The sequence below is a fragment of the Streptomyces sp. NPDC015130 genome (assembly GCF_043080005.1).
Classification (GTDB): domain Bacteria; phylum Actinomycetota; class Actinomycetes; order Streptomycetales; family Streptomycetaceae; genus Streptomyces.
This window is the reverse complement of the sequence record NZ_JBIBVC010000031.1, coordinates 22,780-36,531: the sequence shown is the minus strand read 5'-3', so window position 1 is coordinate 36,531 and position 13,752 is coordinate 22,780. Positions and strand designations below refer to the sequence as shown.

Here is a 13,752-nt window from a genome sequence, read left to right as displayed (position 1 = left end):
CCCGTCGAGCGCATGATGCGCGACGCCAAGATCACCCAGATCTACGAAGGCACCAACCAGGTCCAGCGCATCGTCATGGCCCGCAACCTCCCGTAGGCATACGGAAAGAGGGCGTCCTCCCCGGCGGGGGAGGGCGCCCTCTTCGTGCGTCCCGAGGTCAGCGGTTCGACTCGACGGTGACCTTCTCGTCGTTCCGGATCTGCTCGACCAGCTGCTTCACCTTCGGCATGTCCCACTTCAGGGAGCCCTGCGGCGCGCTGCCCGCGATCGGCATGTTCATGGACTTGCCGTCGCCGCCCTGGACGCTCTTCATGGCGAAGAACATCTGGCCGAGGTCGTACAGCGACATGTCCTTGTCCACGATCAGCGTGTCCAGACCGGCGCCCAGCGTCGGGTACAGCGCGAACGGGTTGAGGATGGTGCCCGGCGTCGCCGCCTGGTTGGCCAGGGCGGAGAGGAACTTCTGCTGGTTCTTCGTCCGCTGGAGGTCCGACTCGGCGAAGGCGTACCGGGTACGGACGAAGGCCAGGGCCTGCTCGCCGTTGAGGGTCTGCGTGCCGGCCTGGAAGTCGGCGCCGGACTTCTTGTCCTTGAAGCCCTTCTCGATGTTGAGCTCCACACCGCCGAGCGCGTCCACGATGTTCGCGAAGCCGGCGAAGCCGATCTCCGCGTAGTGGTCGATGCGCAGGCCGGTGTTGAACTCGACGGTCCGCACGAGCAGCTCGGGGCCGTCCATCGCGTAGGCCGCGTTGAGCTTGGAGCCGCCGCGGGCCGGGTACTGCTTGCCCGACTCGGAGCCCACGAAGGACGGGATCGTCACCCACGAGTCACGGGGGAGCGAGACCATCGTGTTCCCGCTGGAGCAGGCCGCGAGGATCATCATCGAGTCGGTCCGCTTGCCCTCGGCGGAGCCGGTGTGCAGCTTCTTCTTCTCCTCGGCGGACATGCCCTCACGGCTGTCCGAGCCGACGATCAGGTACGTCGTGCAGTCGCCCTCCGACGGCCGCTCGATGACCTTGGAGAGGTCGACCTCGTTGCGCATCTGGGAGCTGGCCCAGGCGTAGGTGCCGATGCCCCAGGCGAGGACGCCGACGACCAGGACGATCGAACCGATCTTGGCGCGCTTGCGCCAGTCCGGGGCGGGACGCCCGGGACCCTGCGGGGAGTACGGCGGGGGGTTGCCCGGGCCGCCGCCCTGGGCGCCGCCGCCCGGCCGGCCGCCCTGCTGACCGCCGTAGACCTGGCCCGAGCTGTACCCGGAGTCGTAGCCCGAGTTCTGCGCCTGGGTGAAGTTCGGGTTGTAGCCCTGACCCTGGCCCTGGTCGTAGCCCTGGTTCCGGCCGTAGCCCTGGTCCTGGCCGTAGCCCTGGTCGTAACCGTGCTGCGGCTGCTGCGGAGCCTGCGGGCGCTGCACATGGCGCATCCTGCGAGCACCCTCGGAATGGGAGTTCGCGCTGCCGCGGCCGTGTCCGCCGTCTTCGGGCCAGTCATTCATGCGGACCAGTGTGCCGGGCGGGGGAATCCCCTGGACAGGCCGGGTGGAAAATCGGACCGGGGCTGTTGCCAAGCTGATGCAAACCGGACAGGGGTGCGACCCGGCATAAGGTGGAGGGCATGACAGAACAGGGCGATATCCCCGGCAAGCCCACCTCGGCCTCCCGCACCACCCTCAGCCACATCATGACGAGCCATGACACCAACCTCCTCGGTACGGTGCACGGCGGCGTGATCATGAAACTGGTGGACGACGCCGCGGGCGCCGTCGCGGGCCGGCACTCGGGCGGTCCGGCGGTCACCGCCTCGATGGACGAGATGGCCTTCCTGGAGCCGGTCCGCGTCGGTGACCTGCTGCACGTGAAGGCCCAGGTCAACTGGACCGGCCGGTCGTCCATGGAAGTGGGCGTACGGGTCATGGCCGAGCGCTGGAACGAGTCCACGCCCGCCACCCAGGTCGGCTCGGCCTACCTGGTCTTCGCCGCCGTCGACGCGGACGGCAAGCCGCGGCGCGTCCCGCAGGTCCTCCCGGAGACGGAGCAGGACAAGCGCCGCAACCAGGAGGCCCAGATCCGCCGCACCCACCGCCTGGCCCGCCGCCAGGCCATCAAGGACCTCCGCGAACGCCGCGCCGCCGAGGGCTACGAGGACTGACGCCCAGGGGGCCGCCGACCGGCGGCCCCCACCTTCCGGAGCGTGTACCCCTCAACCGGCTCCTACGGGCACACCACCTGGTCCCCCGTCACCGCCTCGAACGGGCCGCCCCGCCCCGCGTCCTCCGACCGGACCCCCGTGACCCCCCGGTAGTCCGCCCCCACCGTCACCCGCAGCGTCCCGCCGCGCCCCGGCACCGCCTTCAGCTCCGCCCCCGGCAGCGCCGCCGCGAGGGACTTCGCCGAGCGGTCCCAGCGCGGGTCGTACTCCACGAGCGTCTGCTTCCGTTCCTGCCCCGAGCCCGTCATCGGCGTCCGGGTCGTGGCGAAGCCCGTGGCGCGCAGCGCGTCGTCCACCTTCCGGCCGAGCCCGTCCGTCCGGGTCCCGTTGTAGACCTGCACCCGGATCGTGCGCGGAGCAACGTCCACGACGGCCGTCCGCGGAGCGGCGCCCTTCCCGGCGGCGCCGGCGGCCGCCTTCTGCGCCGCCGACGCCAGCGGCCGGTCCTCCCGCAGCGCCTGGAACAGCTTCTGCGCCTTCGCCGCGTCCCACTTCACCGTCGACCCGATCCCCTTGACCGGGAAGCTCATGTCGCCGATCGGCACCGACACGAACTCCGAGGACGCCGGCGTGAAGCCCCGCATCGCCTTGGCGAGCGCCAGCAGCTGATCCGTACCGAAGTCCTCGTCCGCCCGGACCGAGCTCAGCATCGTCGTGGCCATCTCCCGGAACCGCACCGGGTTCAGCAGCACCCCGCCGCTCGTCGCCCGGTCGATCAGCGCCGCCAGGAACTTCTGCTGCCGCTGCATGCGCCCGATGTCGGCGGCCCCGTCGATGTGCCGGGAGCGGACGTACTGGAGGGCCTGCCCGCCGTCGAGCTCATGCGTGCCGGCCGCGAGGTCGAGCCCCGTGGCGGAGTCCTTGACGGCCCGGGTCGTACAGATCTGCACGCCGCCGATCGCGTCCACGGTCCGCATGAAGCTGGTGAAGTCGACCTCCAGGTAGTGGTCGATCTTGACGCCGGTCATCGACTCGACGGTCCGGACGGTCAGCCCGGGCCCGCCCTCCGCGTAGGCGGCGTTCAGCTTCACGGGGTGGGAGCTGTGCCGCCTGCCGCTGTTCAGGTCGGTGTGCTCGGGCATCTCGGCGTACGAGTCCCGGGGCAGGCTGACGACGCTCGCCCGCTCCCGGTCCTCCGAGATGTGCACGAGCATCACCGTGTCGGTGCAGTGGCAGGGCGCGCCGCCGAGCCGGTACTTCTCCTTCTCCTCCGGGGTGATCCGGTCCCGGCCGTCGGTGCCGACGACGAGGACGTTCATCCCGTGCCCGGCCTGCGGGCGGTTCTTCATGTCCCTGAAGGGGTCGACCCGGGTGATCCCGGTGTCCAGGCCGGTCACCACCGCGTGCCCGATCCCGCTCGCCGCGAGGACCACCACGGACAGGGCGGTCGCCATCCGCATCCCCCACCGCGGCCGTCGCGGCCGCCGCCGGCGGACCGGTGCGGGGGGCCGGGGGACTGGCCTGCGACGGGGCGTGCGGGGCGGTGTGGGCACGGACGGACACCTCCGCGGGTGGACAAGGGCAACCGTGAGCACAGTAGGCCCATACGATCAGCGCAAGGGTGCACCACCCATGCGGCGCGCACCGGTGTCCCCCGTTCGCGGTAACGTGGCCGCCAATGAACGCCACGCCCCCCGTCTCCGTGATCATGCCGGTCCTCAACGAGGAGCGGTATCTGCGCACCTCGGTTCGTCACATCCTGGAGCAGGAGTACGACGGCGAGATGGAGGTGGTGATCGCCCTCGGCCCGTCCACGGACCGCACGGACGAGATCGCCGCCGAGCTCGTACGAGAAGACCCCCGCGTCCACACCGTGCCGAACCCCACGGGCCGCACCCCCGCCGCTCTCAACGCGGCGATCCAGGCCTCCCGTCATCCGATCGTGGTGCGCGTCGACGGCCACGGCATGCTGTCGCCGAACTACATCGCGACCGCCGTCCGGCTCCTGGAGGAGACGGGCGCGCAGAACGTCGGCGGTGTCATGCACGCCGAGGGCGAGAACGCCTGGGAGGACGCGGTCGCCGCCGCGATGACCTCGAAGATCGGCGTGGGCAACGCGGCCTTCCACACGGGCGGCGAGGCCGGCCCGGCGGAGACCGTGTACCTGGGCGTCTTCCGGCGCGAGGCCCTGGAGCGGCAGGGCGGGTACAACGTCGAGTTCATCCGCGCCCAGGACTGGGAGCTGAACTTCCGGATCCGCGAGGCCGGCGGCCTCATCTGGTTCTCGCCGGAGCTGCGCGTCCAGTACCGCCCGAGGCCCTCGGTGAAGGCCCTCGCGAAGCAGTACAAGGACTACGGCCGCTGGCGCCACGTGGTGGCCCGCTACCACCAGGGCTCCATCAACCTCCGCTACCTGGCCCCGCCGACCGCCGTCTGCGCCATCGCCGCCGGCCTCGTGGTGGGCGCCGTGCTCACCCCGCTCGGCTTCGTCGTCCCGGCGGGCTACCTCGCCGCGATCACGGCGGGCTCGCTCCCGGCGGGCAAGGGCCTGTCGCTGAAGGCCCGTCTGCAGATCCCGGTGGCGCTCGCGACGATGCACATGTCGTGGGGGTACGGCTTCCTGACGAGCCCGCGCTCCCTGGCCCGGAAGGTCATCGCGAGCCGCCGCCCGGCGGTGAAGGCGGGCGAGTCCGAGTCGGTCTGACGACCGCCGCACAGCGCACGACCTCAGGACGAACACCGACGGCCGGGCCCCGGAAAGGGGCCCGGCCGTCGGTCATGCGCGGCTCACCGCGCTCAGCTCTTCCCGTCCCAGCGGTAGACCGAGTAGATGTCCATGCACGTCGACTTGTCGTCGGCGCCTTCCGGCAGGTCACCGGCCACCGTCGTCGGCCTCTTGTACGTGGTGCCCTCGCGCCAGTCCGCGCCGACGACCAGGGTGATGCCCTTCGCCTCGGCGTCGGTCCGTACGGCCGAGGCGGGCAGTCCGAGCGCCTTCGTCACGGAGAGCGCGTTCGCCTTGCCCTGCTCGCCGTCCGCCTTGGGGTAGGTGACGACGGTGTCCTTGCGGCTGCCACCGTCCCGGGAGGACTCGGCCTGCGTGAAGCCCTTGGCCTGGAGTGCCTCGGCCATGTGGCGGGCCCGGCCCTGGACGGCCGGCTCGTCGTTGCCGTCGGTGCCGTTGACGACGGTCACGACGAAGGAGCCGGGGGCCTCGGCCGGGGTCGTGGGCTTGGGGGAGGCGGTGGGCTTGGGCTTCTTCGCGCCGGACTTGTCGCCGTTCTTGTCGAAGGCGACGTCGTCCCGGAGCATCGACCACATCTTGTCGGCGGCGGAGGGCCGCAGCTGGAGCCAGGCATCGGGGTTCGGCGCGTACGGGTCGGTCGGCACCGTCGCCGTCGTCAGACGGTCGATCTTCACGTTCTTCAGCTGCATCGACAGGTCGAAGAGCTTCTTCACGGTGTCGAGGTCCTGGGAGACCTCGAGGGACTTGGTGGCGGTCTCGGCCAGGCCCATCAGCCGGCCCGTGTCGGTCCAGGCGTTCTGCTCCTGGAGCTTCTTCATCATCCCGTTCATGTACATGTGCTGGGCCTTGGCGCGGTTCTGGTCGCTGCCGAAGGCGTGCCGGGTGCGCAGCCACTGGAGCGCCTGCTCGCCCTTGACCTCCCAGGTGCCCTTCGGCAGCTTCAGGCCGGAGCCGCCCTTCACGCGTGCGGTCGACTTGTCGTGCACACCGGTCTTGACGCAGACGGGGACGCCGCCGACCTCGTCGGCCATGGCCACCACACCCACGAAGTCGACCATCAGCCAGTGGTCGATGTAGACCCCGGTGAGGCTCTCCCAGGTGGTGAGGGTGCAGCCGGGGCCGCCGCGCTGGAGCGACTCGTTGATGGGCCGGTTGTCGGTGGCCGGGTACGGAGTGCCGTTCTCGTCCTTGCACTCGGGGATGCGGACGACGGTGTCGCGGGGGATGGAGATGAGCGAGGCGTTCTCGCGGTCCGCCGAGACGTGGAGCAGCATCTGTACGTCGGCGAGCGGCTTGCGGTCCTTGTCGTTGCGGCCGCCGCCGAGGGCGATGTTCCTCTCGTCGCTTCTGTCGTCGGAGCCTATGAGGAGGATGTTGAGCGGGGTGTCGCCGAGCGCGTTGGGCGCGGCCTTCTTCGCGCCGCTGTTGCCGCCGGCGCGGTCACCGCTGCGGATGTTGCCGTTGAGGTGCTCGTAGTACAGGTATCCGGCGCCGGCCGTGCCGAGTATCAGCACGGCGACGGTGATCGCCACCCAGCGCAGCACCTTGTGCTTGCCGGCCTTCTTGGCCCGGCGGCGCGAGCCGCCGCGGCGGTGGCCGGTCCGCGCGTCGCCGCCGGTCTCCGTCCCGCCTCCGCCGACGGTGCCGCTGCGGCGCCGTTCGGCCCGGGTCGGCCCGGGCACCGACGCACCGCCGGATCCGGCCGCCCCGTCGGCGGCGTCGGTCGCCTCCCCCGCGCCGGTGGCCTCCCCCGCCCCGTAGAGCTCGTCGTCCCAGCCCAGTTCACGGGCGCGCGGAACGCTTCCCCGCGTTCCCTCCCCACGCACGTTCTGTCCCACCCCAGGTCCCCTCGTGAATCAGCCGCGCGCCGAGGCCTGGTGTTTCCAGGTCATTCGGCGCACACCTTCTTGTCGGCTTCTACCTTGTCGACGTCCGGCGCCTTCGTCGGACCCTTGACGGGCGCCCCCGCGCCCTTGAAGTCGGCACCGAGGACGAGCGTCATGGGCTCGCGCTCCCCGGCGTCCTGCGTGCCCGGCTTGAGAGCCGTGGCGGGCAGACCCATCATGTCCGCGAGCTTGCGGGCCTGATCGGCCTGGTTCGGTGCGTAGGTGAGCGTGGTCTTCGCCGCCTTCTCGGGGGCGTTGCTCTTGTTCGAGGAGCGGCTCACACCCATGTCGTTCTGCAGCCAGAGGATCGTGGACTGCGCGGCCCCGGTGATGCCGCTGCCGTTGAAGACGTCGACGCGTACGTCGGCGGCCTCGGCGCGCGGGCCCTGGAGGAGCTTCGCCTGGGCCTGCGCCTTGGCGTTCTTGGCGTCCTTCTCCTTCTTCTTCACCTCGGTGAAGGAGACGTCGTTCTGGATCATGTCGAACACCTGCGGGGCCTTGGTCTGGTCGAGGACCACGGTCGCCCGCGCGTTCGGCGGCTCGTCGGGGTTGTCGACGACCGGCACGGTCATGAAGCTGATGTTCTTGAGGTCGACCTTGCCGATCTCCTTGGCGAGGCTGGTCAGCTTCAGGGCACTTCCTATGCCCTTGTCGACGGTCAGCGCGTCGGTCGCCGCGTTCGCGACGTCGAGCAGCTGCGTCGGGCTGTCCAGCGTGTCCTCCTTCAGCTGGCGCATCATCGACGCGAGGAACTGCTGCTGCATCTTGATGCGGTCCAGGTCGCTCTCGTTGCCGAGGCCGTGGCGGTTGCGGAGGAACGCGAGCGCGTCCTCGCCCTGGATCTTGTGCTCGCCCGCGTCGAGGTTGAGCTTGGAGTACTTGGTGTCGCGGATGGGCTTGTTCAGGCAGACCTTCACGCCGCCGACGGCGGTCGACAGCGTCTTGACCGCGTTGAAGTCGACCATCATGAAGTGGTTGATGCCGATGCCACTCATCTCGGTGATGGTGCGCATCGTGCAGCCGGGGTCGCGGCCGTCGACCCCGAACGACTCGTTGAACTTGGTGGTGCCGACCGAGCCGGGGATCACCTTGGTGGAGCCGTCGGGCTGTTTCGTGGGGCAGTCCGGGATCTTGATCTTGAGGTCGCGGGGGATGCTCACGGCCGTCGCGTTGGTGCGGTCCTCGGCGATGTGGATGAGGAACGTCGTGTCGGCGTGGCCGGTGACGTTGGTCTTGTTGCCGTAGCTCTCGTTGCCCTCACCGGTACGGACGTCGTTGCCGATGATCAGGATGTTGAGCGGCCCGTCCATGCCCGGCGTCTCTTTGGCGGCGGTGCCGACGTCGACCGTGTCGATGTTGCCGTCGAGCTTCTTGTACAGCAGGTACGCGCCGGTGGCGCCGCCCACGAGGACGAAGGCCATCGTGCCGCCGGTCCACAGAAGGATCTTCTTCTTGCGCGAGGCACCCTGCTTGGGCTTGCGACGGCTCGCCGGCGGCTGGGAGCCGCCGCCCTGCTCGGAGACGCGGCGGCGGCGCTGCCCGGGGACGGGTGCCTCGGTGGCCGTGCCGGCGGCGGCGCCGCGGCCGGGGCGTGCCGTGTCGGCCTCGGTGGCCGTGCTCGATCTCCGGGGCCGGGACGCTGACTGCGGCTGCGACTGCTCAGCGGAGTGGTCCAGTCGCAGTTCGTAGTTGCCGGTCTGCGGGTTCAGTACCCACTGGTCGGCGGGGTCGATCTCGTCCGCCCGTCCACGGCTGTGCGCGTCCACGGTTACTCGAGTCCTCCGTCGGTGCCACGCGAGGCGCCTCCCCCGGCGCCGCATTCTCGGTCGTTCGATCCTTGGTGAGTGCGACGACCAGACGGTCGGGGTGCACCGGATCGCGTCACACTATCCGCCCAGTTCAACGTGGAGCGACGTCAGTGACAAATTCCACGCCCCTTACAACCGGGCAATTTGCTCAAACCTCATCCGACCCTGCCCTCCCCTTGGGACGTCCTTTACCCGGCGGGCCCGGGCTGTTCCTAAGAGCACACGCCCTCCGCCGCGTTCCGCCCCGTGAAGGTCGGAGTCGCGGAGGGAGCAGGGGCGTCCGCGTCGTCGGGCTTCCCGTCCCCGCTCTCCTCCTCGGAGTGCGGAGTGACGCGGACGGGCTTGTCCTCCCTTAGCTGCCGGAAGAGTTGACTCGCCGCCGGCTGTACCAGTTCGTCCCGATTCGCGTTGTACGTGTACGGGCGGCGCGGCACCGTGAGGAACTGCACCTTCTCCGTCGGCACGGCCCGCATCGCGCGCGCCAGGTCGTACAGGTCCCGCAGCGAGTCGAGCCCCGGGTCGGTCGTGATCGCCTTCGTGGCCGCGTCCAGGACCGGGTAGAGCTTGGTCGGGTTCAGCAGCACTCCGTCGCTCTGGACCTTGTTGACGAGCGCCCCGAGGAACTGCTGCTGCCGGTCCATGCGCTCCGTGTCGCTGCCGTTGCCGAGGGACTTCCTGGCCCGTACGAAGCCGAGGGCCTGCTCGCCGTGGAGCGTCTGGCGCCCCGCCGGCAGCTTCAGCTTGGCGTCGGGGTCGTCGACGGGCTCCTTGAGGCAGACCTCCACCCCGTCCACGGCGTCGACCATCTTCTTGAAGCCCCGGAAGTCGATCACCATGTGGTTGTCGACGCGGATCCCGGTCAGCTTCTCGACGGTACGGATCGTGCACGCCGTACCGCCGAACTCGAAGGCCCAGTTGAACTGCGCGAACTGCTCGCGGGTCCGGGTCCCGTCGGGCTTGGTGCAGCTCGGGATCGTCACCATGAGGTCGCGCGGGAGGGAGACGGCCGTCGCGCTCGACTTCTCCGCCGAGAGGTGCAGCAGGATCGTCGTGTCGGAGCGCTGGGTGCCCTTGTCCTTGCCGTACTTGCGGTTCCCCTCACCGGTCCGGGTGTCCGAACCGATGAGCAGGATGTTCCGGGCGGCGGTGGCGCCCGCCGTCGGCCGCTCCTTCTCGTACTTCCGCAGCTCGGCGGCGGCCGTCGTGTCCGTGGTGATGTTGCCGTCGAGCTTCCGGTAGAACCACCAGCCGACCCCGGCCGCGATCAGCACCACGGCCGAGACCCCGAGGGCCGTCCACCGCAGCCAGTGGCGCTTGCGCGGCTTCTCCGGAGCACCGGTCGCCGCGTCTTCATCCGCCGGGGGCTCCGGTTCGGCGGGCGTGCCAGCACGGTCCGTCACGTCAGTCCGTCCTTCGAGGCGTCGGCGGCGCGCCCGGCGGCCACCGGTCATGGAAGGAGACGGCCGAGCCCGACGCATGGTTGTGCGGAAGGAGTGGACTCCCCCCGCCGATCATGTACCGGAGTCGGCGCGGGGACCCGGGGACTCGGCGCGGCACTACGCCGAACGGGGTCCTGCGTGTCGCCCGGTGCCCGGGTCGGCGGGGGCGCATGCCGGGAGGGGGCCGACGGGCGCCGGGGCCGGGGCGGGTGGCCGTCGTCACCCGCCGGCGGCCGTCAGAGAGCGGTGTGGGTCACCCGCTCGCTCTCCACGCGCTTCTCCAGGCCCTCGGCGCCGAGGCTGTCCGTGTTGCGGCAGAGCACGACGGAGGCGCCGGCCGCGAGGGGCGCGTACAGCCCGGTCGAGAGGCCCTCCCAGCCGTCGTAGCCGAGACCGGAGAGCAGCCGGGAGCCGGGGGCGAGGCCGAGGGCGGCGGCGTTCACGCGGGCCTGCTCGACGAGCTGGGTGCCGCTGCGTTCCGTGCCGTCGACGACGAGGGCGGGAGCCTCCGGGTCCACGGGGACGAACGGCGCGAACCGGTCGCCCTGGCTCGGCACCTCGACCGCGTAGTCCACGTAACCGGCGGGCGGGGCGGGGAAGCGGCGGCCCAGCGGCGCCAGCGAGAGCGCGATCCGCTCGCCGGAGCAGGCGAGACCGGCCTCCAGGGTCTCCGGCCCCGCGACGACGAGATCGGCGTCGGCGGGGTCGCCCCCGACCTCCACCACCACCCCGACGGACGAGCAGGCGAGCAGCCAGACGGCCGTCTGCCAGTGCGCGGGCAGCAGCAGCGCGAGCCGGTCGCCCGGGGCGGCGGACAGCTCGCCCTGGAGGAGGTTCGCCGTCTTGGCCACCCAATTGGCGAAGGTGGCGACGGACAATTCCACGCGCTCACCGGTGGCGTCGTCGTAGAAAGTGACCAAGGGGCGTGCGGGGTCCGCGGCGAGCGCGGATCGCAGCAGGTCGGCGGGGGTGCGGTCGCTGGCGTTCACGCCGGACAGCGTACGCGGGCGGGCGCGCGCGGTCCTCCGTACCGGTGACGCCGTCCACCGGTCGGCCCGACGGCCCGTCAATTTCCGCGCGGATTCCCGACGCGCGGAACGCGCCGGGGATACGCACGATCGGCCCATGCGTGCCTCACTCGCCACCTCGATCGCCGTCACCTGCGCGGCGGTGCTCGCCCTGCCGGTCTCCCTCGCCGCACCCGCGGCGGCCACGGCGCCACCGGAGGTCGCCGCGCTGCCACCGGGGCCCGAGCGGCTGCCCGGCTCGACCCAGTCGCTGCCGCTCGCGCCCCTGGACGGTTCCGTACGCGGCTTCGGCGGCGGAACCGCCCCGGACCAGGGGGAGCAGGGCCTGCCCCGACGCGACGTCAGACCGTTCTCCCTCCTCGGCGTCGTCTGGGACGACCCGGCGGCCGTGCTGCACGGCACGGTGCAGGTCCGCACCCGGGCCGCGGGCGGCGGGGCCTGGTCGGACTGGCAGGACGTGGAGACCCACAACGACGAGCACGGCGCCGACCCCCAGACCGCGGAGGGCGCCGGTCGGGCGCTCAAGGGCTCCACGGCCCCGCTGTGGGTGGGCGACTCGGACGGCGTCGAGATCCGCGTACGGGGTGAGGAGCAGCTCCCCGAGGGCCTCCGCCTCGAACTGGTCGACCCCGGGGAGGACCCGGCGGCGGCCGTCCCCCAGGTCCGTACGGCGGCGGTCCCGGCCGGCCCGACGGCGGCGGAGGCGGCGGCCAGCGCGGTCAACTCCCAGCTGGCGCCGTACGGAGCGACGTGGATCCCCGCGCTGTCGAAGGCGGCGACAGAAGTGACGTTCCGCCACTTCCCGGACATCGCATCCCAGTCAAACCAGGCGCAACAGGTGAATACCGCCCAGGCGGCTCAAGCCGCTCCCGTCGCGGCGGCAGCGGCGAAGCCGTACATCGGCCCCCGCCCCAAGATCATCACGCGCAAGGGCTGGGGGGCGGACGAGAAGCTCCGGGAGAAGGGCTTCGTCTACACGAAGAGCATCAAGGCGGCCTTCGTCCACCACAGCGCGACCGGCAACAACTACACGTGCCGCCAGGCGCCCTCCGTCCTTCGCGGTATCTACCGCTACCACGTCCAGAGCAGTGGATGGCGGGACTTCGGCTACAACTTCGCCATCGACAAGTGCGGAAACATCTACGAAGGCCGTGCGGGAGGCGTGGCCAAGCCCGTCCTCGGTGCGCACACCCTCGGCTTCAACACCAACAGCATGGGCGTCGCCGTCCTCGGCAGCTACGACAAGAGCAGTCCGCCGGCCGCCGTCCTCACCGCCGTGGCCAAGCTGACGGCCTGGAAGCTGGGGCTGCACGGGGTGAACCCGAACGGCACGACGTATCTGACCTCGGGAGGCGGAAACCTGTACAAGAAGGGCACGAAGGTCAAGCTGCGCACCATCTCCGGACACCGTGACGGATTCGCCACGGCGTGCCCCGGCGCACGCCTGTACGGCAAGCTCGGCACGGCCAGGACGACCTCGGCGAAGTATCAGGGGAGGCTCTGATGGGGTCAGCCGGGCAACCATCCGCATAAACTGACCGGTCACATAGCACGGACGACCGAGACGGGCGGGCGGACCGGCCCCGAACAGGAAGCAGAGACGACAAGGTGACTGAAGCGATCCTCCTGGTCGGTGGCAAGGGCACGAGGCTGCGCCCCCTCACGGTCAACACGCCGAAACCCATGGTCCCGGCCGCGGGCGTCCCCTTCCTGACGCACCAGCTGGCCCGCGCCCGGGCGGCCGGCGTCGAGCACATCGTGCTCGCCACCTCCTACCTGGCCGAGGTCTTCGAGCCGCACTTCGGTGACGGCTCCGACCTCGGCCTGAGCATCGAGTACGTCACGGAGGAGGAGCCGCTCGGTACCGGCGGCGCGATACGCAACGTCGCCTCGCGCCTCCACTCGGGCCCGGACGACCCGGTCCTCATCTTCAACGGCGACATCCTCACGGGCCTCGACATCCGGGCCCTCGTCGACACCCACGCGTCCTCCGGCGCGGACGTCTCGCTCCACCTCACCCGCGTCGAGGACCCGAGGGCCTTCGGCCTGGTCCCCACGGACGCGACGGGCCGGGTCCAGGCCTTCCTGGAGAAGCCCCAGACGCCCGAGGAGATCGTCACCGACCAGATCAACGCCGGCGCGTACGTGTTCCGCCGCTCGGTCATCGACAGGATCCCCACCGGCCGCCCCGTCTCGGTCGAACGCGAGACCTTCCCGGAACTCCTCTCCTCCGGGGCGCACCTCCAGGGCATGGTCGACTCCACGTACTGGCTGGACCTCGGCACCCCGCAGGCCTTCGTCCGCGGCTCCGCCGACCTGGTCCTCGGCCGCGCCCCGTCCCCGGCCGTCCCGGGCCGCTGCGGCGACCGCCTGGTCCTCCCGTCGGCGCGGGTCGCCCCGGACGCCAAGCTGACCGGCGGCACGGTCGTCGGCGCGGACGCGGTGGTCGGCGAGGGCGCGCGCATCACGGGCTCCACGATCCTGGCGGGCGCGGTCGTCGAACCGGGCGCGGTGATCACGGACTCCCTCGTCGGCGCGGGCGCCCGCATCGGCGCGCGCTCGGTCCTCACGGGCGCGGTGATAGGCGACGGCGCGCAGGTGGGCCCCGACAACGAACTCCGCGACGGCATCAGAATCTGGTGCGACACCACCCTCCCCGCCAACGCGGTCCGCTTCTCCTCGGACCAGTAGACCCGG

At 71.1% G+C, this 13,752-nt stretch carries 11 protein-coding genes; 5 read left to right on the top strand and 6 right to left on the bottom strand.

Features of this window, described 5'->3' with window-relative positions:
- Nucleotides 1-96 (top strand): acyl-CoA dehydrogenase family protein (locus ACF08F_RS37180; RefSeq protein WP_157849844.1); only part of this gene is annotated, 96 nt, incomplete at its 5' end.
- Between the two features lie 61 nt (nucleotides 97-157).
- Here ACF08F_RS37180 and ACF08F_RS37175 read toward each other — a convergent pair.
- Nucleotides 158-1,495, bottom strand: a complete 1,338-nt coding sequence (locus ACF08F_RS37175) for an LCP family protein (protein WP_392302981.1) — start codon at nucleotides 1,493-1,495, stop codon at nucleotides 158-160.
- A gap of 119 nt (nucleotides 1,496-1,614) precedes the next feature.
- Between ACF08F_RS37175 and ACF08F_RS37170 the strand changes: the two genes are divergently transcribed.
- The gene (locus ACF08F_RS37170) at nucleotides 1,615-2,148 is read left to right on the top strand and encodes an acyl-CoA thioesterase (protein WP_392302980.1); all 534 of its coding nucleotides are present in this window, start codon (nucleotides 1,615-1,617) and stop codon (nucleotides 2,146-2,148) included.
- A gap of 62 nt (nucleotides 2,149-2,210) precedes the next feature.
- Here ACF08F_RS37170 and ACF08F_RS37165 read toward each other — a convergent pair whose 3' ends face one another.
- The gene (locus tag ACF08F_RS37165) at nucleotides 2,211-3,608 is read right to left on the bottom strand and encodes an LCP family protein (protein WP_392302979.1); all 1,398 of its coding nucleotides are present in this window, start codon (nucleotides 3,606-3,608) and stop codon (nucleotides 2,211-2,213) included.
- Nucleotides 3,609-3,826: 218 nt separating this feature from the next.
- Between ACF08F_RS37165 and ACF08F_RS37160 the strand changes: the two genes are divergently transcribed.
- Entirely contained in the window at nucleotides 3,827-4,852 is a 1,026-nt protein-coding gene (locus ACF08F_RS37160) for a glycosyltransferase family 2 protein (protein ID WP_392302978.1), read from the top strand.
- Between the two features lie 92 nt (nucleotides 4,853-4,944).
- Here the strand turns inward: ACF08F_RS37160 and ACF08F_RS37155 are convergent, their stop codons facing one another.
- From ACF08F_RS37155 to ACF08F_RS37140, 4 genes are all read right to left on the bottom strand, one after another.
- Nucleotides 4,945-6,732: an LCP family protein gene (locus ACF08F_RS37155; protein WP_392302977.1), complete on the bottom strand. Its 1,788-nt coding sequence runs from the start codon at nucleotides 6,730-6,732 to the stop codon at nucleotides 4,945-4,947.
- A gap of 50 nt (nucleotides 6,733-6,782) precedes the next feature.
- Entirely contained in the window at nucleotides 6,783-8,546 is a 1,764-nt protein-coding gene (locus ACF08F_RS37150) for an LCP family protein (protein WP_392302976.1), read from the bottom strand.
- Between the two features lie 254 nt (nucleotides 8,547-8,800).
- Nucleotides 8,801-9,988, bottom strand: coding sequence for an LCP family protein (locus ACF08F_RS37145; protein ID WP_392302975.1), 1,188 nt, complete (start codon nucleotides 9,986-9,988; stop codon nucleotides 8,801-8,803).
- Nucleotides 9,989-10,263: 275 nt separating this feature from the next.
- On the bottom strand, nucleotides 10,264-11,016 hold the full coding sequence (locus ACF08F_RS37140; RefSeq protein ID WP_392302974.1) for a TIGR03089 family protein: 753 nt from the start codon (nucleotides 11,014-11,016) through the stop codon (nucleotides 10,264-10,266).
- Between the two features lie 136 nt (nucleotides 11,017-11,152).
- Between ACF08F_RS37140 and ACF08F_RS37135 the strand changes: the two genes are divergently transcribed.
- Together ACF08F_RS37135 and ACF08F_RS37130 are read left to right on the top strand one after the other, a co-directional pair.
- The gene (locus ACF08F_RS37135) at nucleotides 11,153-12,559 is read left to right on the top strand and encodes a peptidoglycan recognition protein (protein WP_392302973.1); all 1,407 of its coding nucleotides are present in this window, start codon (nucleotides 11,153-11,155) and stop codon (nucleotides 12,557-12,559) included.
- 104 nt (nucleotides 12,560-12,663) lie between these two features.
- Nucleotides 12,664-13,746, top strand: a complete 1,083-nt coding sequence (locus ACF08F_RS37130) for a sugar phosphate nucleotidyltransferase (RefSeq protein ID WP_392302972.1) — start codon at nucleotides 12,664-12,666, stop codon at nucleotides 13,744-13,746.
- Nucleotides 13,747-13,752: the final 6 nt, after the last annotated feature.

What these genes read in the sequence shown, in the direction of transcription:
- ACF08F_RS37175 (WP_392302981.1), bottom strand. Translation starts at nt 1,495, where the DNA reads ATGAATGACTGGCCCGAAGACGGCGGACACGGCCGCGGCAGCGCGAAC.
- ACF08F_RS37170 (WP_392302980.1), top strand. Translation starts at nt 1,615, where the DNA reads ATGACAGAACAGGGCGATATCCCCGGCAAGCCCACCTCGGCCTCCCGC.
- ACF08F_RS37165 (WP_392302979.1), bottom strand. Translation starts at nt 3,608, where the DNA reads ATGCGGATGGCGACCGCCCTGTCCGTGGTGGTCCTCGCGGCGAGCGGG.
- ACF08F_RS37160 (WP_392302978.1), top strand. Translation starts at nt 3,827, where the DNA reads ATGAACGCCACGCCCCCCGTCTCCGTGATCATGCCGGTCCTCAACGAG.
- ACF08F_RS37135 (WP_392302973.1), top strand. Translation starts at nt 11,153, where the DNA reads ATGCGTGCCTCACTCGCCACCTCGATCGCCGTCACCTGCGCGGCGGTG.